Below are 22,669 nucleotides of genomic sequence, written 5' to 3'. Positions count from 1 at the left end.
TTAAAATCCCCTTATAATGAATCGTAGTCATCTTTAGATGCGGGTCTAAATAATTTAGTTACACCAGTTTGATCCAATGCTTTTACTAATAAGTAAGAAAGTAAACCAGATATAATGATGCCACTAAGTGCACGAAAAACAATAAATAAAATTAAATTCCATCCGGCAACTTCGTTTAAATATCCGTAATAGTAATCGACAGGGAATGAAATAAGTGCTGTAACCAATCCAGCTAAAATAGCAACCATAACTGAACGAGATTGATATTTAAAGATAGCGAATACAATTTCGCATGCTAAACCTTGTAAAAGTGCATATACGATTGTCGGAATATCAAATTTCCCCATAACAATTGTTTCACCAGCACCAGCTGCAAATTCAGCGAGTAAGGCGATACCTGGTTTAGGTATAATTAAATAACAAACTACTGCAGCCATAAACCAAACGCCATACGTTAATTGTTCAAGATGTAAGCCAGCAACTTGAGCAACATTGTAAAACAACCACCATAAATTATAAATGATTGCAAAAATAACAGAGATAAGCACTGTCACTAGTATCTCAGAAAGTTTTAAACCTTTTGACATAAAAAACATCCTCCTAAAAAAACGCACAACCTTCTCTAGGAAAGTTGTGCGCAAAACATAAGAATATGTCTAAACATACGTTTATATCTTCTGTTAGTTACACTTTCCTACGCTAGTATCTAGCTAGATCAGGTTCAAAGGGTTTGAGGGTTAACCTCATCTCAGTTCAAAACACCCCTAGTGCGTTCATTAATTTAATTTGTCTTTAATGTAAGTTTTTTCGTGAAGAATGTCAAGGCGGTATAGAATATAAAAGTATAAATTGATGTTAATTTAATATACTTTTAGACAACAAATACAATTCAAGAAAAATGAAGATTTTAGAACAATAATTTTAAAAGAAAGGGTATTTCAAATTAATTTATCAAAATAAAAAAAACTATGTAAATAGTATAACCTATCTACATAGCTTTATTTTTAATTCACTACACGTGCCTATCTGTATAATTAAAATTTAGTCAACTATTAGTTTAATGCATCGTCGATATCTTTTTTAGTTTGCTCAATATCATCAGATTTATTTTCTTTTTGCTCTTTTAATTTTTCTTCTGCTTCTTTTGCTTTTTCAGCTGATTTTTTATTTAATTCTTCGTTACTCATAATAAATCCACCCCTAATTGTGTTTTATTTGTTTACATACTACTTTTACCCAGTTATGCTAATATTAAACTTTTCTAGGTCTATAGATGTATTTAGTGATTTATTAAAGACAAGAAGAAGTTCTTCATATATAATAACTTTTGAGGTGAATAGTATGTCTTTTCTTAAGAAACACACCGAGATTATATTTAGTTATATTATCGGTATCGTTTCACTTTTCACAGGACTCATTATATTAATCAATTTACCACTTATTAAACAATTAAATGGTGATAAGAAGGTAAATACTCATGTACATAATATATGGGAATTCCTGAATGCATTTTTCGCTGAAATCATAAAAGTGATGAGTAGATTTATAGGGAGCTTCCCAATAATAAGTGCCATTATCATTATTTTATTTGGTATCTTAGTTATGTTACTCGGTCATACATTATTTAGAACAATTAAGTATGACTATGATATTTCTATTTTCTTCTTAGTTATAGGGATTATGTATTTCCTAATAACTTTAATTCTAATGATGCAAGTATATGGTTTCTTCGGTATCGTATTTATTATTCCATTCATCATTCATATCGGTTATATCGTTTATAAAGATGAATTAAATAGTAATAATCGAAAAAGTCACTATATGTGGATAATCGTATCTTATGGTATCAGTTATCTAATTACACAAATTGCACTGCATGGTCGTATTGACTCAAATGAAATTGAATCTATTGATATTTTAAGTGTGAATACATTCTTTATCATCATGTGGTTATTAGGACAAATGTCTATTTGGAACTTCTTATTCTTAAGACGAGCTTTACCGCTAACGAAACAAGAATTAGGGGAAGAAGAACCAGAATTATCAAGAACAAGTAAAGGTAACGTTTCAAATCAAACTAAAGTTCACTTAAAACAACTTCAAGATAAGACAACAGAATATGCACGTAATACTAGAAGAAGTGTCGATTTAGAAAAAATTAGAACTAAAAGAGATAAGTTTAAAGAAAAAGTTAAAAATATTGTTGATATCCAGGAAGATGATATTCCAAATTGGATGAGAAAACCTAAATGGATTAAACCAATGTATGTTGAAATATTCTGCGGTGTAGTTATTTTCTTCTTTACATTTTTAGAATTCAACAACAGAAATGCCTTATTCTTATCAGGTGAGTGGGAATTATCTCAAACACAATATGTGATTGAATGGGTAACATTGTTACTGCTGTTATTTATTATCATTGTATATATTGCGACAACATTAACTTATTTCTTAAGAGGTAAATTCTATTATCTTCAATTATTTATGGGAAGCATTTTATTCTTCAAATTATTAACCGAATTTATGAATATTATGGTTCATGGATTATTATTATCAGTGTTTATTACACCGACGCTATTACTAATGTTAATTGCAATCATAATTGCATACTCATTGCAATTAAGAGATAAACCAAAATAATACAATTGAAGTTATGCATGAAATAGATATGTATCGTTAACAATAATAATACGTATTTTTGAGCGGGTTACAGTTCCTTCTTATTAAAGATTGAATTGTGATACCGCTCTTTTTTTGTTAGAAAATAGGAGTAAGATGAAAAATTTGTTAAAATAGCGATTGAATTAAAATATTTACTTGTTAGCTTATAAAAATTAAAGTATAAGGCTTAATTGTGAATTTAAATTAATTTCCCGTAGAAATATATTAAAAGAGAGGTAAGTTAAGTATATGAAAATAGCAACTTTAAATAGAGGAAAAGAAACAAAATACCATAATCAATATCCACTAATAGACGAAGATGATATTTATGCACATGATCACCTGAAAGAGGGGGATTTATTCAAATTAGTAGATGGTAGGGAGCAATATATCGCAACCGCTTATGTAGGTCGACAACATAAAGGTTTAGGATGGGTGTTAAGTTATAATCCTTCTGAAGATATTAATACTGCTTTTTTCAAAAGACTATTCGAACAGGCATTGACTGAAAGAGAATATTATTACCATATTGATGGAACAAATGCTTTTAGATTATTTAATGCTGAAGGCGATGGTGTCGGAGGATTAACAATTGATAATTATGATGGGAACTTGTTAATTCAATGGTATTCAAAAGGAATTTATAAGTATCGTTACTATATTTTAGAAGCAATAAAATCAACATTTGAGTATCAATCTATCTACGAAAAAATGCGTTTCAAAGATACAGAGTATACTGGTGGATTTGTTGAAGGAGAACGTCAGACATTCCCAATTGTTATAGAGGAAAATTTCACATTTTATAATGTTGACTTAGAAGATGGATTAATGACTGGTATATTCCTAGATCAAAAAGAAGTAAGGAAAAAATTACGTGACCAATTTTCTGAGGGACGTCATATTTTAAACGTGTTTAGTTATACTGGTGCATTTTCTGTGGTAGCTGCACAAAATGCTTTATCAACAACAAGTGTAGATTTAGCTAATCGTTCAAGAGGATTAACAGAGGAAAACTTTGGACTAAATGCGATGGACCCTAAATCTGAATATATTTATGTTATGGATACATTTGATTTTTACAATTATGCCAAAAGACATGGTCATCAATATGACACAATCGTTATAGATCCACCAAGTTTTGCACGTAACAAGAAAAAAACATTTTCTGTTCAAAAAGATTACGATAAATTAATTGACGGTGCTTTAGACATCTTATCTGAAAAGGGAACATTATTGTTATGTACGAATTCTAGTGTATTTTCACTTAAAGCATTTAAAAATGTAATTAAAACGACTTTAGATAATGCTGAAGTTGAATATGAAATTAAAGAAGTTATGGGATTACCTAAAGACTTTAAAACACATCCTCACTACAAACCTTCAAAATATTTAAAAGCGATTTTCGTAAATATTGAGCATTAATTATTTGTAAACTGGGTATATAGTCTTATTGAATATGATTCTGGGAAGGTGAATTAGATGAGTATTAGAAATAAAATGACTAATAAAGTTACTAATACTGTTGGTAACAGAGTTTTAAATATTGAAGAAATTAAAGAAAAAAGTAATTTACCAGTAACTCAAAGTGAATTACAAGATAGACGAGAATCAGCAGAAAACCTCGTTAAGAAGAAATCTATATTATCATCTGGTATGAGTATTGTACCTATTCCAGGTTTAGATTTTGGTGTTGATATCAAATTAATGAGAGATATCATAAGTGATGTTAACAAAATCTATGGATTAGATCATAAACAAGTTAATTCATTAAGTGATGATGTTAGAGAACGTATTATGTCAGCGGCAGCTATCCAAGGTAGTCAATTCATTGGTAAAAAATTGACAAATGCTTTGATGAAAGTAGTTATCAGAGATGTTGCTAAAAGAACAGCTGCTAAACAAACGAAATGGTTCCCATTTGTTGGACAAGCAGTTTCAGCATCAATTAGTTATTATTTCATGAAAAAATTAGGCCAGGATCACATTGAAAAATGTGAAAAAGTCGTCAAAGATTTACTTTAAAGACTATAAATTGTTATAATTTTGTAGAAATATACTGAAACCGGTTTTAAAGAAATTGAATTTAACTATTGGTTTTGGTAAAGTTAAAGTATAAAAAATTATGTTAGATTGTAAGTATATTGAAGATTCTAACTTATAGAAGGAGAAATAAATTTATGGAACAAAAATCATATGTAATTATCGACGAAACAGGAATTCACGCTCGCCCAGCAACAATGTTGGTACAAACAGCTTCAAAATTTGATTCAGATATTCAATTAGAATACAACGGTAAAAAAGTTAACTTAAAATCAATTATGGGTGTTATGAGTTTAGGTGTTGGTAAAGATGCTGAAATTACAATTTATGCTGACGGTAGCGACGAAACAGAAGCAATTGAATCAATCAGTGATGTCTTATCAAAAGAAGGTTTAACTAAGTAATATGTCTAAATTAATTAATGGTATTGCGGCATCTGACGGTGTAGCAATCGCTAAAGCATACTTAATAGTTGAGCCAGACTTAACTTTTGACAGCAGTGAAACAATCACTGATGTTGAAGGTGAAACTAGCAAATTCAATAACGCTATCGAAGCATCTAAAATTGAATTAACTAAAATAAGAAATAATGCAGAAGTTCAATTAGGCGCTGATAAAGCAGCTATTTTTGATGCACATTTACTTGTTTTAGATGATCCAGAATTAATTCAACCAATCCAAGATAAAATTAAAAATGATAAAGTTAATGCTGCGACAGCATTAAGTGAGGTTACTACTCAATTTATTACTATTTTTGAATCTATGGATAATGAATATATGAAAGAACGTGCTGCTGATATTAGAGACGTTTCTAAACGTGTTTTAGCACATATTCTTGGTGTTGAATTACCAAACCCAAGTATGATTGATGAAAGTGTTGTTATTATTGGTAATGACTTAACACCTTCTGATACAGCACAATTAAACAAAGAATTCGTTCAAGGTTTTGTTACGAATATAGGTGGTAGAACAAGCCACTCAGCAATTATGAGTCGTTCTTTAGAAATCGCTGCTGTTGTAGGTACAAAATCAATCACTAAAGAAGTGAAACAAGGTGATATGATTATTGTCGATGGTTTAACAGGTGATGTTATTATCGACCCTACAGAAGATGAAGTAATTGCTTATCAAAATAAACGTGAACGTTTCTTTGAAGATAAACAAGAATTACAAAAATTACGTGATGCAGATACTGTATCTGTAGATGGTGTTCATGCTGAATTAGCAGCTAACATCGGTACACCAAATGATTTACCAGGTGTAATTGAAAATGGTGCACAAGGTGTTGGATTATATCGTACTGAGTTCTTATACATGGGTAGAGATCAATTACCTACTGAAGAAGAACAATTCGAAGCTTATAAAAAAGTATTAGAAACTATGGAAGGTAAACGTGTCGTTGTTCGTACATTAGATATTGGTGGCGATAAAGAATTACCTTACTTAGACTTACCTGATGAAATGAATCCATTCTTAGGTTACAGAGCGATACGTCTTTGCTTAGCACAACCTGATATTTTCAGACCACAATTACGCGCGTTATTACGTGCCTCTGTTTATGGTAAATTAAATATTATGTTCCCAATGGTTGCAACTATCAAAGAATTCCGTGATGCTAAAGCTATGTTATTAGAAGAAAAAGAAAATCTTCAAAACGAAGGTTATGATGTATCTGATGACATTGAAATTGGTATCATGGTTGAAATTCCAGCAACTGCAGCTTTAGCTGATGTATTTGCTAAAGAAGTTGATTTCTTTAGTATCGGTACAAATGATTTAATTCAATACACATTAGCTGCAGACCGTATGTCAGAACGTGTATCTTATTTATACCAACCATACAACCCTTCAATTTTACGTTTAGTTAAACAAGTTATTGAAGCTTCTCACAAAGAAGGTAAATGGACAGGTATGTGTGGTGAAATGGCAGGAGATGCAACTGCAGTGCCATTATTATTAGGTTTAGGATTAGACGAGTTCTCAATGAGTCCTACATCTATTCTTAAAGCTAGAAGACAAATTAATGGCTTAAGCCAAAACGAAATGTCAGAATTAGCAAATCGTGCTATTGATTGTGCTACACAAGAGGAAGTTATCGAATTAGTTAATAACATTTCAAAATAATATATATTAAAAAGCAACTAGGCCAATTAATTTTGCTCTAGTTGCTTTTTTGTTTGTTCATTCAAGATTATTTAATATTAAAAGCATCATTAATTTTATCCATATCAACTTGATACATAGGTTGGTTATCTAACAATATAAATGGGGTAGCAAACGCATCATAATCCATCATTTCAATACGATATTGATTATTTTTAATGTTTTTTTCTATAAAATCAACATTATTTGCTTTTAGATGATTTTTAACAAATGTACAAGGTGGACAATCGTCTTGAGTATATAATGTTATCTGTGACATCGAAAATTTCCTTTCTCTTAAATTTGTATAAACTTATCTTATAGATAAATTCTTAAAATATCAATGATGTGAACATTGTGTGTCTTTTAATAAATTTTATATCAAAATTGTAAGCAGATGTATTTTGTTTGTGATACAGAAGATTTATAATTTTAAGCATTGTAAAATATTTAAAATTATAAGTACAAGGTGATTATATATGGATTCAGTAGAAATAAGCCGATTGCTTACAGGTATGACATTAGCAGTACATATCATATTTGCAACAATCGGTGTTGGTATGCCATTAATGTTTGTTATTGCAGAATTTCTTGGTATACGTAATAATGATGCGAATTATATAGCATTAGCAAGAAGATGGTCAAAAGGTTATACAATAACTGTTGCAGTCGGTGTTGTAACAGGTACAATTATTGGCTTGCAATTGTCACTCGTTTGGCCAACATTTATGAAAATGGGTGGTCACGTTATAGCCTTACCATTGTTTATGGAAACATTTGCTTTCTTCTTTGAAGCAATTTTCCTAAGTATTTATCTTTATACATGGGATAGATTCAAAAATAAATGGATTCACTTTTTCATTGGTTTACCAGTGATTATCGGTGGGTCATTCTCAGCATTTTTTATTACGTCAGTAAACTCATTTATGAATACACCTGCTGGCTTTGAAATGAAGAATGGCCGAATGGTGAATGTTCAACCATTAGAAGCAATGTTTAATTCATCATTCATTGTAAGATCATTTCACGTCGTTGCAACAGCTGGTATGACAATGGCATTTGTTCTTGCAGCAATTGCAGCATTTAAGTTATTAAAAAATCGTCACCCAGAGGATAAAACATATCATTTAAAATCTTTAAAAATGACTATGATTGTTGGTTTTATATCAACATTATTATCTATGTTAGCAGGGGACATGTCTGCAAAATTCTTGCATAAAGTGCAACCTGAAAAATTAGCAGCTTATGAATGGCATTTTGATACGCAGTCACATGCTAATTTAGTATTTTTTGGTGTGTTAAACGACAAAACGAAAGAAGTATCTGGTGCTATTGAAATACCTGGGATGTTAAGTTTTTTAGCTGATAATAATACAAAAACAGTAGTAAAAGGACTTAATGATTTCCCTAAAAATGAATTACCACCATTTATCGTCCATTATTTCTTTGATTTAATGGTATCTATGGGTGTATTTTGTTTTATTATTTCTGGAATATACATGTTATTTTTAATCATTAAAAAATTACGCAAGTTTACAACGCATAAAGCAATGCTATACGGTATTTTATTAACTGGACCAGCTTCTATGTTAGCTATAGAGTTTGGTTGGTTCTTAACTGAAATGGGACGTCAACCATGGATTGTCAGAGGATATTTAAGAGTTTCACAAGCAGCGACACAAGCTGGAGGTATAACGCTAGTAACAATTCTATTTGGATTATTATATTTAGTACTTTTAGTAACTTCAGCTTATGTTTTACTAAGAATGTTTAAAAATAAACCGGCAATCAATGATGTTGATCGAGTAATTAAAGAAAGAGGTGATAGCAAATGATGTATTCATATATAGGTATTACAGTGTTATGGATATTTTTATTTTGCTATATCATCGTAGCCTCAATTGATTTTGGTGCAGGATTCTTTGCACTCCACTCTAAAATTACTGGTGATGAAAAGAAAATTAATCACCTTATTGAAAGATATTTAAGTCCAGTTTGGGAAGTAACCAACGTATTTTTTGTATTTTTCTTTGTCGGTTTCGTCGGTTTCTTTCCGGATTCTGTTAAGTATTTAGGAACAGTGCTACTTGTTCCCGGTTCACTTGGAACGATATTGATTTCAATTAGAAATAGTTTTTACGCATTTGAAAATTATGGTCAAGATACTAAATTACCATGGATTGTCTTATATGGTTTAACAGGTTTGTTGATTCCGGCTGCATTAGCGACTGGATTAACGATTTCAGAAGGTGGCTACATAAAAGAAGTTGGTAATCATGTTGATTTGGAATGGGTTCAATTGTTATTAAGTCCTTTCGCATGGTCCGTAGTATTTTTAGCCATTATATCTGTACTTTATATATCTTCAGGATTCCTAACGTTTTATGCTAATAAAGCGAATGATAAACCAGCATACGATTTAATGAGACGTTGGCATATATTTTGGGGACCACCAATGATGATTATTTCATTATTTGTCTTTTTATCACTAAGAGTTCAAAATTCATATCATTTTAATAATGCTGTCTTTAACTATTGGTGGATGTTTGTTATTAGTTTTATATTTTTCTTAATTGCTGGTGCATTAACAATATTTAAGAAAAATCATGGCTTGGCATTTATTATGGTTATTCTACAGATGTTATTTGCCTTTTTCGGATATGGTATCAGTAAATTGCCATATTTATTACAACCATTTGTGAAAATTTCAAGTTCCCATGTCAATGATGAAATGGGTCTAGCACTAGTAATAGCATTTATTTTAGGTTTACTTTTATTAGTTCCATCGTTAATATTATTATTGAGATTATTTGTTTTCGATAAAGATTATGTTGAGGGCAAAAAATAATTTATAAAAGTTTATCAATATATAACAACGGTATTGAATCAATTTTTAAAGTGTTACATTAGTAAGGATTGATTTAGCCGTTGTTATTTAAATGTGTATATATTACGGAGGACAATTATGGAAAAGGAATACGTTGTAATTGGTTTAGGTCGTTTCGGTGGCAGTATTGTTCGTGAACTTAACGCCTTAGATATGGATGTTATGGCTATTGATAGTGATGAAAATAGAGTCAATGAATATAGCGATATTGCAACACATGCAGTTGTTGCAGATACAACAGATGAAGCAGTAATGAAAAGTTTAGGTATAAGAAACTTTGATCACGTTATTGTTGCAATTGGTGAAAATATTCAATCTAGTACCTTAACAACACTTATTTTAAAAGAATTAGGTGTAAAAAAGGTTACTGCCAAAGCACAAAATGATTATCATGCCAAAATATTAAATAAAATAGGGGCAGATACTGTTGTACATCCAGAACGTGATATGGGAAGACGTATTGCACATAATGTTGCAAGTGCCAGTGTATTAGATTATTTAGAATTAGCAGATGAACATTCAATCGTTGAATTAAAAGCTACAGAAAAAATGACTGGACAAACTATCATAGACTTAGATATCCGTGCTCAATATGGAATTAATATTATTGCTATTAAAAGAGGTAAGCAGTTTATAGTTTCACCTGATCCATATTTAAGTATTGAAATCGGGGATATACTGATTATGATTGGACACGATAATGATTTAGGTCGCTTCGAAAAGAATATCGTTAAATAAATAATATTAGTATTAAGTAGGGGTATACTTTACAATTCTAGCACTCAGATGAAGTAGATTAATTTCGATTCATCTGAGTGCATTTTTGTGTTCTAATATTTTATTTTTCCAATACAAAAACTCCCATAAGTAAAATTAGCGAAGGATAATTTTTACTTATGGGAGTTTATTATAGAATTATTGATTTTTATTTTCATTAACTTTCATAATAACCGGTAAGATCATTGGTCTACGAGCTGTTTTTTCAAATAAATATGGTTGTAATGTTTCAATAATTGAAGATTTAATTTGATGCCACTGTATATCTTTATTTTGATTTAATTTGGAGATAACATCTGTTTTAATACGACGTTGTGCATCATATATTAGTTGACCAGATTCACGCATGTAAACAAAACCTCTTGATATGATATCTGGACCTGAAAGTAATGTATTAGTGTTAAAGTCAATACTAACTACAACGATTACTAAACCTTCTTCAGATAATAATTTACGGTCTCTAATAACAACATTACCTATATCACCGATACCGCTACCATCAACAAGGACATTACCTGAAGGGATTCTACCTGCTTTACGAGCCGAATCATGTGTTAAGGCAAGTACGTCACCTATATCAAAGATAAATACATTCTCTTCATCTACACCACAATCAACACCAGTTTCACCATGTGCTTTCAACATACGGTACTCACCATGAATAGGTAAGAAGTATTTTGGTTGAATTAAACGTAGCATAAGGGACTGGTCTCCACGTGAACCGTGTCCAGATGTATGAATATTAGAAATTTTACTATGAATGACATCTGCACCAGCTTTGTAAAGTGCATTGATTGTACGGTTAATACTTTTTGTATTACCTGGAATAGGTGATGAACTAAATACCACTGTATCTTCTGGGATAATTTTAATTTGTTTGTGTGTACCATTAGCAATACGAGATAATGCTGCCATTGGTTCACCTTGAGATCCTGTACATAAAATAAGTAATTCGTGTTTAGGAATACTATTAATTTTACCTGGTTCTACAAAAGTTTCAGGTGGAGCTTTAATATAGCCTAATTCCATACCAATTTTAATATTATTTTCCATTGAGCGTCCGAATGTGACAATTTTTCTATTGTGTTTAACAGCGGCTTCTACTGCTTGTTGTACACGATAGATATTCGATGCGAAGGTAGCGAATATGATACGACCTTTGCAATTACGGAAAATTTTATCGACATTTTGACCAACTTCACGTTCACTAAGTGTAAAATCTGGTACTAAAGCATTTGTTGAGTCAGATAGGAGACAAAGCACACCTTCTTCACCAAGTTTAGCCATTTTTGCAATGTTAGCTGGTTCACCAACAGGTGTGAAATCAAACTTAAAATCTCCAGTATGAACAATTTTACCTTCTGGAGTATCCACAACAACACCGTATGCTTCTGGGATACTATGAGTAGTAAGGTAGAATGAAATTTCAAAGTGTTTCGATTTAATGACACTATCTTCATTAATTTCGTTCAGTTGAGCAGTACGTAATAAGTTATGTTCTTCTAATTTGTTTCTAATCAATCCTAAAGCTAATGGACCACCGTAAATAGGTACATTAATTTGCTTTAATAGGAAGGGCACACCACCTATATGATCTTCGTGTCCATGTGTTATGAACAGACCAACAATTTTATCTTGGTTCTGTTCTAAGTAAGTGTAATCAGGAATGACATAGTCAATTCCTAAAAGATTATCATCTGGAAATTTAATACCAGCATCAATAATCACGATTTCATTTTTGTACTCAATAGCATAAGTGTTTTTACCAACTTCACCTAAGCCACCAAGTGCATATACACCTACTTCATTTTGATGTAATTGTTTCATTATTCAGCTTTCTCCACACTGAAATGATCTGAAGTTTCTTTTTCGTAATCTAAATGTGCGCCCTCTAATTTAGTGATAAATTCGATATTAAAATTACGGTCTTTTAAATAACGTCTAACTTGTTCTTCAGTTTGTGCTTCAACATAAATTGTTTGTGTGTTTTCACGCACGATTACTTCATCTTTATTATGTTGATAGAATACTTTAAATACTGACATTGATATAATTCCTCCTAAGGGTTGTTTTAAATATTTATTCAAGTCCCTTGGTTTACAACTCGGGTTATTAAAGATAGAAACAATAAAATTCTAATTGATATAACTCTTCAATAAAGCATGCTTCCTTATTTAAAATAAAATACATACCAGCTCAATCTAAATAGATATACAATGATTCTATTTAATTTCACTACCGAGTATGTTTTCCAGGGAAATATTGTCGTTCAAATTTTGAAAAATAGCATTAGTTCACTAAGTTTTCAGTTAATATATATTTTACATGATGTATAAGAAGAAATAAAGCAGTTTTATCTTTAAGTAAAGTGATAAGAAGTGTTTTAAGCGAGAATATTTAAATAATGACTAGTTTTCAAATGGAATTGTTCCACTTTTACTATTAGATATTCGTTTAAATTATAATAGACAGGTATTTAGATACGATGAAGAAATACATAAAATGAGGAGTAGTGGAGTTAAGACTCGTAATAATATTTACAGAAGTTCAGAAATAAAAACTCGTAAGTAAATAATACTTACGAGTTTTAAAATTTCATATTAAACTTCTACTGCATCATTATGTGGTGTTAAAGGATTAGCTTCGTCGATATGATCGTAAAACATTACACCATTTAAATGATCAATTTCATGTTGGAAAACGATAGCAGGGTAACCTTTTAAACGTAATTTAATATCATTACCTTCGATGTCTTGAGCTTTTATTGTTACTCTATTATGACGATGTACCAATCCAGGAATTGATTCGTCAACACTTAAACATCCTTCACCAGTTGGTAAATAAGCTTCTTGGACACTATAACTCATTACCTTTGGATTCACTAACATATAATCATAAGATTTCCCATTACCATCATCAGGTAAATAAACTGCAATCATTCTTTTTGAGACATTAATTTGTGGTGCTGCTAAACCAACGCCTGAGCGTAAACCATATTTATTAGCGATGTCATCATCTTGACTATTAATTAAAAACTCACGCATAGCTTTTAATGTTTCTTTATCTTCATTAGATAAAGGGAAACTTAATTCTTGAGCTTTTTCACGTAGTGTAGGATGACCATCTCTTATTATATCTTTCATTGTTAACATGTTTGACACCTTCCTTAATATAAATATACCAAATTAGATAGGTAGAAGTACATTGATGTAAATTAGATTATTAGTAGAAATACTAAATAAAAGTTAGAATAACATCATAGTCGACAAACTTCTATAAGTAGAAGGTGTAAATTCAAAACTCACTGATACTATATAGTATAATAATTTTATATTATAATATAAACAAAGGCATACTCGTTATATACATGAATAGTTTAGACGGCTTATAATATCGATTTCGTTGATTTATAATGTAGATTTATTTATTATAACAAGCGTACAACTTTGAGGAGGAAACAGAAATGAAATTTAACAAAACGATAGCAGTAGTAGCTACATCGGCTGTTTTGTTAGCAGGATGTACTACAGATAAAAAGGAAATTAAAGCATATGACGATCAAGTACAAAATGCTTTTGATAAAGAAAAACCAGTTACAGATGTAAGTAAAAAAATAAATAAGTTAGAAGAAGAAAAACAAAAGCTATTTAAAAAAGCTAATGATAAAGATCAGCAAACTAGAGAGAAAGCTGCTGATGATATTGTCGAAAATGCAGAAAAACGTGAAAAAGAATTTAAAAAAGAAGAAAAAGCGCTTAATGAGTCTGAAAAAGAATTTAAAAAAGCAGAATCACACATTGATAATATAGACAATAAAGATAAGAAAAAAGAAATTGAAGAACTAGATAAAGCGATAAAAGATAAATATAAAACACATAGCGACTATGCAAAGGCTTACAAAAAAGCTTTAGGTAAAGAAAAATCACTGTTTAGTTTTATTAATAAAGATGGTGCAACACAAGAACAAGTTGATGAAAAATCAAAAGAATTAAGTAAAGCCTACAAAGATATGAATAAGAAATTTAAAGCGTATTCAAAAGCTATGAACAAGGTAAATAAGGAAAAACAAGACGTAGATCAATTTAAATAATTTGACGATTGATACAGATGTAGGGGAAGTATTAGTACAGTCCTCACATCTGTATCTTTTTATAATAAAACAGAACTTTATGAAATCGTTTAACAGGGTTATTTATTTGTGATACAATTGTTATGGATAAAATGAATTTCTATTTATAAATGGGAAAGGTATGGTGAATTGAATGGCTCCTAAGTTACAAGCCCAATTCGATGCGGTAAAAGTACTAAATGACACACAGTCGAAATTTGAAATGGTTCAAATTTTAGACGTAGATGGTAACGTTGTAAATGAAGACTTAGTACCTGATTTAACAGACGAAGAATTAGTAGAATTAATGGAAAGAATGGTATGGACACGTATTTTAGACCAACGTTCTATTTCTTTAAATAGACAAGGTCGTTTAGGTTTCTATGCACCTACAGCAGGACAAGAGGCTTCTCAATTAGCTTCTCAATACGCTTTAGAAAAAGAAGACTTTATTTTACCAGGGTATCGTGATGTGCCACAAATTATTTGGCATGGTTTACCTTTAACTGAAGCTTTCTTATTCTCAAGAGGTCACTTCAAAGGAAATCAATTCCCTGAAGGCGTTAATGCATTAAGCCCACAAATTATCATCGGTGCTCAATATATTCAAACAGCAGGTGTAGCATTCGGTCTTAAAAAACGTGGAAAAAATGCAGTTGCAATTACTTATACTGGTGATGGTGGTTCATCTCAAGGTGACTTCTATGAAGGTATTAACTTTGCTTCAGCATACAAAGCACCAGCAATCTTTGTTATTCAAAACAATAACTACGCGATTTCAACACCACGTAGCAAACAAACTGCAGCAACTTCATTAGCTCAAAAAGCTATTGCTGTTGGTATCCCTGGTATCCAAGTTGATGGTATGGATGCGTTAGCAGTATATCAAGCTACTAAAGAAGCTCGTGAACGTGCAGTTGCAGGTGAAGGTCCAACATTAATCGAAACTATGACATATCGTTATGGTCCACATACTATGGCTGGTGACGACCCTACACGTTACAGAACTTCAGATGAAGACGCAGAATGGGAGAAAAAAGACCCATTAGTACGTTTCAGAAAATTCTTGGAAAACAAAGGTCTTTGGAATGAAGAGAAAGAAAATGAAGTTATTGAACGTGCTAAATCAGACATCAAAGCAGCTATTAAAGAGGCTGACAATACAGAAAAACAAACTGTTACTTCTCTAATGGAAATCATGTATGAAGAAATGCCTCAAAACTTAGCAGAACAATATGAAATTTACAAAGAGAAGGAGTCGAAGTAAGCCATGGCACAAATGACAATGGTTCAAGCGATTAATGATGCGCTTAAAACTGAACTTAAAAAAGACGAAGACGTATTAGTTTTCGGTGAAGACGTTGGTGTTAACGGTGGTGTATTCCGTGTTACTGAAGGTTTACAAAAAGAGTTTGGTGAAGATCGTGTATTCGATACACCACTTGCAGAATCTGGTATTGGCGGTTTAGCTTTAGGTTTAGCTATTGAAGGTTTCCGTCCAGTAATGGAAATCCAATTCTTAGGATTCGTATATGAAGTATTTGACTCTGTAGCAGGACAAATCGCACGTACTCGTTTCCGTTCAGGTGGTTCTAAAACTGCACCTGTAACAATTCGTACCCCATTCGGTGGCGGTGTGCATACTCCTGAATTACACGCAGATAACTTAGAAGGTATTTTAGCTCAATCTCCTGGATTAAAAGTTGTTATCCCTTCAGGTCCATACGATGCTAAAGGTTTATTACTTTCTTCTATTAGAAGTAACGATCCAGTAGTATATTTAGAGCATATGAAATTATATCGTTCATTCAGAGAAGAAGTTCCTGAAGAAGAATATACAATTGATATCGGAAAAGCTAATGTTAAAAAAGAAGGTAACGACATTACTATAATCGCTTATGGCGCAATGGTTCAAGAATCATTAAAAGCGGCTGAAGAGTTAGAAAAAGAAGGTTATTCTGTTGAAGTAATTGATTTACGTACAGTACAACCAATTGATATTGATACTTTAGTAGCTTCAGTTGAAAAAACAAATAGAGCAGTAGTTGTACAAGAAGCACAACGTCAAGCAGGTGTTGGTGCACAAGTAGCAGCTGAATTAGCTGAACGTACAATTTTATCATTAGAAGCTCCAATCGCTCGTGTTGCAGCAGCTGACACAGTATATCCATTTACTCAAGCTGAGAATGTTTGGTTACCAAATAAAAATGATATTGTTGAAAAAGCAAAAGCAACTTTAGAATTTTAATAAATGAATAAAATTTATATTAAATAGTGATTTTTATTATAAAATCTTAGGAGGAAAAAGACCGTGGCATTTGAATTTAGATTACCCGACATCGGGGAAGGTATCCACGAAGGTGAAATTGTAAAATGGTTTGTAAAAGCTGGAGATACAATTGAAGAAGATGATGTCTTAGCAGAAGTTCAAAATGATAAATCTGTTGTAGAAATTCCATCACCAGTTAGTGGTACAATTGAAGAAGTATTAGTTGATGAGGGTACAGTAGCAGTTGTTGGTGATATCATCGTTAAAATTGACGCACCAGATGCTGAAGAAATGACATTTAAAGGTCATCACAGTGATGAATCATCAAGTGATGCACCTAAAGAAGAAGCTCCTCAAGAAGACAATGCTTCATCTCAAGAAAGTCAACCAGCAGCAACTAATGCTCAAGACGTTGAAGTTGATGAAAATAGAACTATTAAAGCAATGCCTTCAGTACGTAAATATGCACGTGAAAATGGCGTGAATATTAAAGCAGTTGCAGGTTCAGGTAAAAATGGACGTATTACAAAAGAAGATGTTGATGCATACTTAAATGGTGGATCAGCTCAAACTACATCTAATGAAAGTGCAGCATCAGATGCTACTTCAGAAGATAGTAACGTTGCAGCAACTCAAACAGTTCCAGAAGGCGATTTCCCAGAAACAACTGAAAAAATCCCAGCTATGCGTAAAGCAATTGCCAAAGCTATGGTTAATTCTAAACATACAGCGCCACATGTTACATTAATGGATGAAATTGATGTTCAACAATTATGGGATCACCGTAAGAAATTCAAAGAAGTTGCAGCTGAACAAGGAACAAAACTTACTTTCTTACCATATGTAGTGAAAGCACTTGTTTCTGCACTTAAAAAATACCCAGCACTTAATACTTCATTTAATGAAGAAGCTGGCGAAATTGTACACAAACATTATTGGAATATTGGTATTGCAGCAGACACAGACAGAGGTTTATTAGTTCCTGTTGTTAAACATGCTGACCGTAAATCTATTTTCCAAATTTCTGATGAAATTAATGAACTAGCTGTTAAAGCACGTGATGGTAAATTAACTTCTGATGAAATGAAAGGTGCAACATGTACAATCAGTAATATCGGTTCAGCTGGTGGACAATGGTTCACTCCAGTTATTAATCACCCAGAAGTAGCTATCTTAGGAATTGGGCGTATTGCTCAAAAACCGATTGTTAAAGATGGAGAAATTGTAGCAGCTCCAGTTCTTGCATTATCATTAAGCTTTGACCACAGACAAATCGATGGTGCAACTGGACAAAATGCTATGAATCACATTAAACGTTTATTAAATAATCCAGAATTATTATTAATGGAGGGGTAAAAAGATGGTAGTTGGAGATTTCCCAATTGAAACAGATACTATTGTAATCGGAGCAGGTCCTGGAGGTTATGTTGCAGCAATTCGTGCAGCACAACTAGGTCAAAAAGTAACAATCGTTGAGAAAGGTAATTTAGGCGGCGTTTGCTTAAACGTTGGTTGTATTCCTTCTAAAGCTTTATTACACGCATCTCATCGTTTTGTTGAAGCACAACATTCAGAAAATTTAGGGGTAATTGCTGAAAGTGTTTCTTTAAACTATGAAAAAGTTCAAGAATTCAAATCATCAGTAGTTAACAAATTAACTGGTGGAGTTGAAGGATTATTAAAAGGTAATAAAGTTGAAATCGTTAAAGGCGAAGCTTACTTTGTAGATAATAACAGTTTACGTGTTATGGATGAAAAAAGTGCTCAAACTTACAATTTCAAACATGCTATTATCGCAACTGGTTCTAGACCAATTGAAATTCCTAACTTTGAATTCGGTAAACGCGTTATCGATTCAACAGGTGCGTTAAACTTACAAGAAGTACCTGGTAAATTAGTTGTAGTTGGTGGCGGTTATATCGGTTCAGAACTTGGTACTGCATTTGCAAACTTCGGTTCAGAAGTAACAATTCTTGAAGGTGCCAAAGATATTTTAGGCGGCTTTGAAAAACAAATGACACAACCAGTTAAAAAAGGCATGAAAGAAAAAGGTGTCGAAATCGTTACTGAAGCTATGGCTAAATCAGCTGAAGAAACTGAAAATGGTGTTAAAGTTACTTATGAAGCTAAAGGTGAAGAACAAACAATCGAAGCTGATTATGTATTAGTAACTGTTGGACGTCGTCCAAACACTGATGAATTAGGCTTAGAAGAATTAGGTCTTAAATTCGGAGAACGCGGTTTATTAGAAGTTGATAAACAAAGCCGTACTTCAATCGAAAATATTTTCGCAATTGGAGATATCGTTCCAGGTTTACCACTTGCTCATAAAGCTAGCTACGAAGCAAAAGTTGCTGCAGAAGCTATTGATGGACAAGCTGCAGAAGTTGATTACATTGGTATGCCAGCAGTATGTTTCACTGAGCCAGAATTAGCTCAAGTTGGATATACTGAAGCGCAAGCAAAAGAAGAAGGTTTATCAATTAAAGCTTCTAAATTCCCTTACGCTGCAAATGGCCGTGCATTATCTTTAGATGATACTAATGGTTTTGTTAAATTAATTACACTTAAAGAAGATGACACAATCATCGGTGCTCAAGTTGTTGGTACTGGCGCATCAGATATTATTTCTGAATTAGGTTTAGCAATTGAATCAGGTATGAACGCTGAAGATATTGCTTTAACAGTACATGCTCACCCAACATTAGGTGAAATGTCAATGGAAGCAGCTGAAAAAGCGATTGGTTACCCAATCCACACAATGTAATTTAACGAATTAGTTAAATGAGACTGGCAACATAATTGTTGCCAGTTTTTTTATGTTGTCAAAACTATATACAATCTTAGTTTAAAAATATTAAATCAGTTGTTTGTTAAATGCTTGTTCGATAGACTGAATATATATTCTATTAAACATATTGGAGTGAAAAAACATGGAATATCAATATCCCTTAGATATAGACTGGAACAATGAGGAAATGATGTCAGTCATTCATTTCTTTAATCAAATTGAAAATTATTACGAATCATCTGTTAAAGGCGAAGATGTCAAAAATGCTTACAAAACTTTTAAACAAATAGTCCCTGGTAAAGCAGAAGAAAAACAAATATTTAAAGAATTTGAAAAAAGTAGTGGATATAATAGCTACAAAGTTGTTCAAGAAGTGACTAAAAATCCCGATCAACAAGTCTTTTCTGCAAAGTCATAATCCATAATACAAATCATTTATTTTAAAAAGTATTGATTATAAAGTTATATTTTGGTATTTTTATTAAGCGTTAAACAAAATGTTTGATAAAAGTAAACTTAATATAGCTTTTTTTAGGTGGTTTCAATATGGATATAGGTTATAAACTTAAGAATCTTAGGAAAATAAAAAATTTAACTCAAGAAGAATTGGCAGAAAGAACTGATCTTTCAAAAGGATATATTTCCCAAATAGAAAGTCAAAATGCATCACCAAGTATGGAGACATTTTTAAGTATCTTAGAAGTCTTGGGTACTTCAGCAAGTGATTTCTTTAAGGAATCAGAACAACAAAAGGTCATTTATAAAAAGAAAGATCAGGTCATTTATGATGAATATGATAGGGGCTATATATTAAATTGGTTAGTAACTAAATCTAATGAATTTGAAATGGAACCACTTTTATTAACATTAAAACCTGGTGCGTCTTATAAAACATTTAATCCATCAGAATCTGATACATTTATCTATTGCTTGCAAGGTCAAGTTACACTTCAATTAGGTAATACTTGTTATCATGCTAACAAAGAAGATGTATTTTATTTTAAAGCGAACGATGATCATCGTCTATTTAATGAAAGTCATGAAGAAGTGAAAATATTAATTGTTGCAACAGCATCATATTTATAAGGAGTTGTAGAAATTGGCACCATTATTATCATTTAAGGGAGTAAGTAAAGGATATGATGACGTTCAAATATTAAATGAAATTGATATTGATATAGAGTCTGGACACTTTTATACATTGTTAGGTCCTTCTGGATGTGGTAAAACAACGATTTTAAAATTAATAGCTGGATTCGAATATCCTGATAAAGGTGAAGTTATATACCAAAATAAACCAATCGGCAAGTTACCTCCAAATAAGCGAAAAGTGAATACAGTATTCCAAGATTATGCATTATTTCCACACTTAAATGTATATGATAATATCGCATATGGATTACGACTTAAGAAAATGAGTAAATCTGCAATAAAAGATAAAGTAGAAGAAGCTTTACGATTAGTAAAACTTTCAGGATATGAAGAACGCAATATCAATGGTATGAGTGGTGGTCAAAAGCAACGTGTTGCTATAGCACGAGCGATTGTTAACGAACCAGAAATACTTTTATTAGATGAATCATTATCCGCTTTAGATTTAAAATTACGAACTGAAATGCAATATGAACTACGTGAATTGCAATCAAGATTGGGTATCACATTTATTTTCGTAACCCATGATCAAGAAGAAGCTTTGGCTTTAAGTGATTACATATTTGTAATGAAAGATGGTAAAATTCAACAATTTGGTACACCTAATGATATATATGATGAGCCAGTCAATCGATTTGTGGCAGATTTTATTGGTGAATCTAATATTGTAAAAGGAAGAATGGTCGAAGATTTCGTTGTTAATATTTATGGTCAAGATTTTGAATGTGTAGATATGGGAATTCCTGAAAATAAAAATGTAGATGTAGTGATTCGTCCTGAAGATATTTCTTTAATCGAAGCAGATAAAGGCTTATTCCAAGTAAAAGTTGATTCAATGCTTTTTAGAGGGGTACATTACGAAATTTGTGTAGTTGATAGAAAAGGATATGAGTGGGTAATTCAGTCGACACGTAAAGCAGAAGTTGGTAGTGAAGTTGGTTTATATTTTGAACCAGAAGCTATTCATATTATGGTACCTGGAGAAACGGAAGAAGAATTTGATAAACGAATTGAAAGTTATGAGGAAGTTGATAATGCGTAATACAAATCGTTTATTACTCATCCCATATTTAATTTGGATGGTACTTTTTATTATCATCCCAGTGGTACTTCTTGTTTATTATTCTTTTCTCGATAATCAAGGACATTTTAGCTTTACTAACTATGAACATATCTTTACATTTAGTTATTTAAAAATGTTTACTGATTCAATCCTTTTTGCAGCTATTATAACAATTGTAACGCTCGTGATAAGTTATCCAGCTGCTTACTATATTGCACAATCAAAATATCAAAATTTACTATTAATGATTATGATTATACCAACTTGGATTAACCTATTATTAAAAACATATGCATTTATTGGTTTATTAAGTCATGATGGGTTAATTAATCAATTATTAAATATATTTCATTTATCTCCAATAAACATGTTATTTACAGCAGGTGCGTTTATTGTGGTGGCTAGTTATATCTATATCCCATTTATGATACTGCCTATATTTAATAGTATGAAAGCTATACCTAATAATTTACTACAAGCATCTAGTGATTTAGGTGCCAGTCCATTAACGACATTTAGAAAAGTGATTGTACCATTAACAAGAGAAGGTGTAATGACAGGTGTACAAGTTACCTTTATACCAGCATTATCATTATTTATGATTACTCGTCTTATCGCAGGTAATAAAGTTATTAATATTGGTACAGCAATTGAAGAACAATTTTTAACTATTCAAAACTATGGAATGGGATCTACGATTGCATTATTCTTAATCATCTTCATGGCATTTATATTAATTATGACAAAATCTAAATCTAATCATAGGAAAGGGTGAGAAA

The 22,669-nt window shown here is 31.6% G+C and carries 23 protein-coding genes and 1 riboswitch; of the genes, 17 read left to right on the top strand and 6 right to left on the bottom strand.

Translation table 11 applies throughout. The features are described from left to right. Positions 1-11: 11 nt before the first annotated feature. Both NSQ15_RS08450 and graF read right to left on the bottom strand, forming a co-directional pair. Complete coding sequence (locus tag NSQ15_RS08450) at positions 12-587, bottom strand: ECF transporter S component (protein WP_017637047.1); 576 nt, start codon at positions 585-587, stop codon at positions 12-14. A gap of 87 nt (positions 588-674) precedes the next feature. Further along, positions 675-776: riboswitch (TPP riboswitch) on the bottom strand. A gap of 276 nt (positions 777-1,052) precedes the next feature. Then, positions 1,053-1,187 (bottom strand): glycopeptide resistance-associated protein GraF, encoded by a 135-nt coding sequence (graF, locus tag NSQ15_RS08445; RefSeq protein WP_017637048.1) that lies wholly within the window; start codon positions 1,185-1,187, stop codon positions 1,053-1,055. A gap of 154 nt (positions 1,188-1,341) precedes the next feature. Between graF and auxA the strand changes: the two genes are divergently transcribed. From auxA to ptsP, 5 genes are all read left to right on the top strand, one after another. Further along, the gene (gene auxA / locus NSQ15_RS08440; protein ID WP_029055534.1) at positions 1,342-2,640 is read left to right on the top strand and encodes a lipoteichoic acid stability factor AuxA; all 1,299 of its coding nucleotides are present in this window, start codon (positions 1,342-1,344) and stop codon (positions 2,638-2,640) included. Positions 2,641-2,910: 270 nt separating this feature from the next. Continuing rightward, positions 2,911-4,083, top strand: a complete 1,173-nt coding sequence (locus NSQ15_RS08435) for a class I SAM-dependent rRNA methyltransferase (protein WP_070452807.1) — start codon at positions 2,911-2,913, stop codon at positions 4,081-4,083. 57 nt (positions 4,084-4,140) lie between these two features. After that, positions 4,141-4,683, top strand: coding sequence for a hypothetical protein (locus NSQ15_RS08430; protein WP_017637707.1), 543 nt, complete (start codon positions 4,141-4,143; stop codon positions 4,681-4,683). Positions 4,684-4,838: 155 nt separating this feature from the next. Beyond that, on the top strand, positions 4,839-5,105 hold the full coding sequence (locus NSQ15_RS08425) for a phosphocarrier protein HPr (protein WP_017637706.1): 267 nt from the start codon (positions 4,839-4,841) through the stop codon (positions 5,103-5,105). A gap of 1 nt (position 5,106) precedes the next feature. Continuing rightward, positions 5,107-6,825 carry a phosphoenolpyruvate--protein phosphotransferase gene (gene ptsP / locus NSQ15_RS08420; RefSeq protein WP_070452804.1) on the top strand — a complete coding sequence of 573 codons (1,719 nt, stop codon included), beginning with the start codon at positions 5,107-5,109 and terminating at the stop codon, positions 6,823-6,825. A gap of 67 nt (positions 6,826-6,892) precedes the next feature. Here the strand turns inward: ptsP and NSQ15_RS08415 are convergent, their stop codons facing one another. After that, entirely contained in the window at positions 6,893-7,123 is a 231-nt protein-coding gene (locus NSQ15_RS08415) for a glutaredoxin family protein (RefSeq protein WP_017637704.1), read from the bottom strand. A 199-nt stretch (positions 7,124-7,322) separates the two neighbouring features. Between NSQ15_RS08415 and NSQ15_RS08410 the strand changes: the two genes are divergently transcribed. From NSQ15_RS08410 to NSQ15_RS08400, 3 genes are all read left to right on the top strand, one after another. Further along, a complete protein-coding gene (locus tag NSQ15_RS08410) occupies positions 7,323-8,678 on the top strand; it encodes a cytochrome ubiquinol oxidase subunit I (RefSeq protein ID WP_124760215.1) in 1,356 nt (451 codons plus the stop codon). Then, positions 8,675-9,691, top strand: a complete 1,017-nt coding sequence (locus tag NSQ15_RS08405; RefSeq protein WP_017637702.1) for a cytochrome d ubiquinol oxidase subunit II — start codon at positions 8,675-8,677, stop codon at positions 9,689-9,691. Before NSQ15_RS08410 ends, NSQ15_RS08405 begins: the two co-directional genes overlap by 4 nt. A 117-nt stretch (positions 9,692-9,808) precedes the next feature. After that, the gene (locus NSQ15_RS08400; protein ID WP_017637701.1) at positions 9,809-10,468 is read left to right on the top strand and encodes a potassium channel family protein; all 660 of its coding nucleotides are present in this window, start codon (positions 9,809-9,811) and stop codon (positions 10,466-10,468) included. Positions 10,469-10,645: 177 nt separating this feature from the next. Here NSQ15_RS08400 and rnjA read toward each other — a convergent pair whose 3' ends face one another. The 3 genes from rnjA to def form a co-directional block, all read right to left on the bottom strand. Continuing rightward, the gene (rnjA, locus tag NSQ15_RS08395) at positions 10,646-12,334 is read right to left on the bottom strand and encodes a ribonuclease J1 (protein ID WP_070452798.1); all 1,689 of its coding nucleotides are present in this window, start codon (positions 12,332-12,334) and stop codon (positions 10,646-10,648) included. After that, complete coding sequence (locus NSQ15_RS08390) at positions 12,334-12,552, bottom strand: DNA-dependent RNA polymerase subunit epsilon (protein WP_017637699.1); 219 nt, start codon at positions 12,550-12,552, stop codon at positions 12,334-12,336. The genes rnjA and NSQ15_RS08390 overlap by 1 nt, the downstream gene beginning before the upstream one ends. Before the next feature lie 555 nt (positions 12,553-13,107). Continuing rightward, on the bottom strand, positions 13,108-13,659 hold the full coding sequence (gene def / locus NSQ15_RS08385) for a peptide deformylase (RefSeq protein WP_017637698.1): 552 nt from the start codon (positions 13,657-13,659) through the stop codon (positions 13,108-13,110). A gap of 311 nt (positions 13,660-13,970) precedes the next feature. Here def and NSQ15_RS08380 point away from each other — a divergent pair, with 311 nt between their 5' ends. The 9 genes from NSQ15_RS08380 (at position 13,971) to NSQ15_RS08340 (ending at position 22,665) form a co-directional block, all read left to right on the top strand. After that, a complete protein-coding gene (locus NSQ15_RS08380) occupies positions 13,971-14,597 on the top strand; it encodes a YkyA family protein (protein WP_340747093.1) in 627 nt (208 codons plus the stop codon). A 172-nt stretch (positions 14,598-14,769) separates the two neighbouring features. Then, entirely contained in the window at positions 14,770-15,882 is a 1,113-nt protein-coding gene (pdhA, locus tag NSQ15_RS08375; RefSeq protein ID WP_017637696.1) for a pyruvate dehydrogenase (acetyl-transferring) E1 component subunit alpha, read from the top strand. A 3-nt stretch (positions 15,883-15,885) separates the two neighbouring features. Further along, positions 15,886-16,863 (top strand): alpha-ketoacid dehydrogenase subunit beta, encoded by a 978-nt coding sequence (locus NSQ15_RS08370; RefSeq protein WP_070452795.1) that lies wholly within the window; start codon positions 15,886-15,888, stop codon positions 16,861-16,863. Between the two features lie 63 nt (positions 16,864-16,926). Continuing rightward, complete coding sequence (locus tag NSQ15_RS08365) at positions 16,927-18,240, top strand: dihydrolipoamide acetyltransferase family protein (protein WP_070452792.1); 1,314 nt, start codon at positions 16,927-16,929, stop codon at positions 18,238-18,240. 4 nt (positions 18,241-18,244) lie between these two features. After that, entirely contained in the window at positions 18,245-19,651 is a 1,407-nt protein-coding gene (lpdA, locus tag NSQ15_RS08360; RefSeq protein WP_017637693.1) for a dihydrolipoyl dehydrogenase, read from the top strand. A 166-nt stretch (positions 19,652-19,817) separates the two neighbouring features. Then, positions 19,818-20,093: a UPF0223 family protein gene (locus NSQ15_RS08355; protein WP_017637692.1), complete on the top strand. Its 276-nt coding sequence runs from the start codon at positions 19,818-19,820 to the stop codon at positions 20,091-20,093. Between the two features lie 128 nt (positions 20,094-20,221). Next, positions 20,222-20,761: a helix-turn-helix domain-containing protein gene (locus NSQ15_RS08350; protein ID WP_017637691.1), complete on the top strand. Its 540-nt coding sequence runs from the start codon at positions 20,222-20,224 to the stop codon at positions 20,759-20,761. 13 nt (positions 20,762-20,774) lie between these two features. Beyond that, positions 20,775-21,869: an ABC transporter ATP-binding protein gene (locus tag NSQ15_RS08345; RefSeq protein ID WP_070452789.1), complete on the top strand. Its 1,095-nt coding sequence runs from the start codon at positions 20,775-20,777 to the stop codon at positions 21,867-21,869. After that, positions 21,862-22,665 carry an ABC transporter permease gene (locus tag NSQ15_RS08340; RefSeq protein WP_017637689.1) on the top strand — a complete coding sequence of 268 codons (804 nt, stop codon included), beginning with the start codon at positions 21,862-21,864 and terminating at the stop codon, positions 22,663-22,665. Before NSQ15_RS08345 ends, NSQ15_RS08340 begins: the two co-directional genes overlap by 8 nt. Positions 22,666-22,669: the final 4 nt, after the last annotated feature.

The organism is Staphylococcus sp. FSL W8-0774, from assembly GCF_038006785.1.
GTDB classification, from domain to species: Bacteria; Bacillota; Bacilli; order Staphylococcales; family Staphylococcaceae; genus Staphylococcus; species Staphylococcus pasteuri.
The sequence above is the reverse complement of the archived record's forward strand: the minus strand, read 5'-3'. Positions and strand labels throughout refer to the sequence as shown.